At 51.6% G+C, this 2,539-nt stretch carries 2 protein-coding genes; both read left to right on the top strand.

All coding sequences use genetic code 11. The features are described from left to right. Window positions 1-543, top strand: a 543-nt coding sequence (locus tag VF260_03115) for an AraC family transcriptional regulator (GenBank protein ID HEX7056178.1), incomplete at its 5' end; no start/stop codon positions are given. A gap of 278 nt (window positions 544-821) precedes the next feature. Then, window positions 822-1,826 carry an asparaginase gene (locus tag VF260_03110; GenBank protein HEX7056177.1) on the top strand — a complete coding sequence of 335 codons (1,005 nt, stop codon included), beginning with the start codon at window positions 822-824 and terminating at the stop codon, window positions 1,824-1,826. Window positions 1,827-2,539: the final 713 nt, after the last annotated feature.

The following is a 2,539-nucleotide window of genomic DNA, read 5'->3' as shown; positions in this document are numbered from 1 at the left end:
GAATGTTTGATGGCCATCTCCGAAACATCGTTAACCCGCGTTGAACAAATTCTGCATTTCCTGGTTATCCATCTGCTTCGCGAAATGCGGGAACTGGACATCGTAAATATGCAAGAAGAAGAAAAACTGTGGGATGAGTTGCGCCATACCGTCGGCACAAAAGATCTGATCGCCATCATCAACCGACTGATCGACCAGTGCCTTGCGGTTGTAATGAACAAGAAGACCGGGGAGATCCTGATGATGAATGCGAAAGATTACATTGACAGGAACCTTTCCTCCGATTTGGGCATCGAAGAGCTTGCCGACTACCTGAAAATCAGCTGCAGTTATTTCAGCATGTTGTTTAAAATGCATTTTGGCGAGACATTTGTTGAATATATAACAAGACAGCGGATGGAAACGGCCAAATCGTTGTTGAAAATGACGGATAAGAGCATTGCGCAGATCGGAAAAATGTGCGGCTACTCCGAGCGCAGGTATTTCACCAAAGTGTTTCAAAAGTATACCGGGATACCCCCGTCCGAATTCCGCGGATCGTAAAGATGCGATGCGGGCGGAATCCGCCGGAGTGTAAAATTGATTGCGATCCTGTCCGAAGAGGCGGCGCACTTTTTGTTGGCGCGCCGCAGCGCGTTGACGGCGTTTTTTTGCTTAAATCGACAACGATTTTGGAAAACGCGACCGTGCCGGGCGCAAACATTTGCCAATATGGTGTTGGAAATGAAACGGATCGGGAGAACAGCTTTTTCGCGTATAATAACGGATGACTTAAAGTTTGCGGCTATTGCGAATTTTACCGGTAAAGGGCGTGTTTTTAAATGGAGCAAACGGATGAAATTTTGGTTAAGGAATATCGCGGCGGCGTCCTGGAAAATGTTCATCGCGGCCGCATTTGCGGCGTAGGCGCCGATAAGCGCGTACATATTCGTGTCGGCGACATGGATATGCCGACATTTTGGCGGTCGTGCGCGAAACCGATTCAAGCGATCCCGCGCGTGATGAGAGGAATCGATGAGCGGCTTTCCTTTTCGGAAGCGGAGACAGCGATTACATTATCATCGCACCGGGGCGAAGCGGGTCATATAGAAACGCTGGAATCGCTCATGCAAAAAAGCGGATTGCAGGAAGCCATGCTCGCTTGCGGTTCGGCCTACCCTGCCAATAGCGCGGCCCGGGAAAACTTGCTGAAAAGGCAAGCGCCGCCCCGCCCCATCTACCATAATTGTTCCGGCAAGCATTTTGGCGTGCTTACGCTTTGCAAACAGATGGGTTGGCCTCTTGACAGTTATTGGGATATCAGCCACCCCGCGCAACAGGAGATCATCCGGATGCTTTTGCGGATGTCGGAATGCTCGCCCCACGAAATGCATGTGGCGACGGACGGCTGCGGTTTCCCCGTAACCGCCATGCCGTTAAAAAATTTGGCGACCGCATACTTGAAACTGGCGTGTCCCGAGTTGATTGAAGATGAAGCGGTGCGGGCGGCGGTTGTGAACATTACCAACGCCATGAACCGCGAGCATTGGCTGGTCTCGGGCACCGGACGGATCACTTCCGTTTTTTTGCAGGACGAAAATATCGTGGCCAAAGATGGAGCGAAAGGCGTATACTGCTTTGGCTTGAAGCGGGAAAAGCTCGGTTTCGCCTTTAAAGTGTCGGATGGTTCGGACCAGGCATGGCCGTACATCATCACCGCAATATTAACGCAAATCGGCTATGCGAATGAAAAGACAATTGCGGAATTGCAAAAATTCGCGCCGCCGGAAATAAAAAACGACAACGGGAAAATTGTCGGCGAGGTGCAAACGGTTTTCCGTATTTAATCCAAGTGTCGGATCTGTACATGCCGGTTTAACCGGCTGCCGTTCAGTTTTTATGCGCGGGTTTAACCCCGCCGCCTTTTGGCGGTCCGCCGGCTGGCTTCAAGCGCTTGCACTTTGCGAATGTTAAGCCTCACCGCACAATCCTCCCTGCACACCGCGAACGTTCCTGCCCCTGCACACCGCACCCGCCCAGCGCTAAAAGGGTGGATTGCCTTCCCGCCCAGCGCTAACGGACGCAGCAGAGGCTATTTGCCGAAAAAAGGCCGGGCAAAAATTTTAACGGACGCTTGAGCGGCTATTCGCCTTATTTTTGCCTGAATACCGCACAAAGTGCTTAAATAAGCGCACCTACGTCCGTTAAACTTTAAAACCGGGCGTAAAATCCAAAATAGCCTCTGTCACGTCCGTTAGAGTCGGAAAGCGCCCTACCATGTCCGTTAGACCGTAAAGTATCCCCTATAACGGCAAAAGTGCCGGTATAGCACCCCGCGCGGAGCAAAGCGCCCCCTATAACGGCAAAAGTGCCGGTATAGCGCACCATGCGGACCCTTCCTTTCCTTCCCCGACCAAGGTCCAGTATGAAAAACCGCCGCTGGTCCGTTTTGTGCCAAAGCCATCCGGTCTACAATAAAGACAACGAAAGGCGGTGACGGTAAACATGAAAGGCAAAAACCTGCTCGCCATCCTTATTATCGGCCTGGGCGTCCTCATTT

Source organism: Bacilli bacterium (assembly GCA_036381315.1).
Taxonomy (GTDB): domain Bacteria; phylum Bacillota; class Bacilli; order Paenibacillales; family KCTC-25726; genus DASVDB01.
The sequence above is the reverse complement of the archived record's forward strand: the minus strand, read 5'-3'. Positions and strand labels throughout refer to the sequence as shown.

Bases quoted from the DNA above. Each gene is read 5' to 3' on its own strand.
- VF260_03110 (HEX7056177.1), top strand. From the start codon at position 822: ATGGAGCAAACGGATGAAATTTTGGTTAAGGAATATCGCGGCGGCGTC.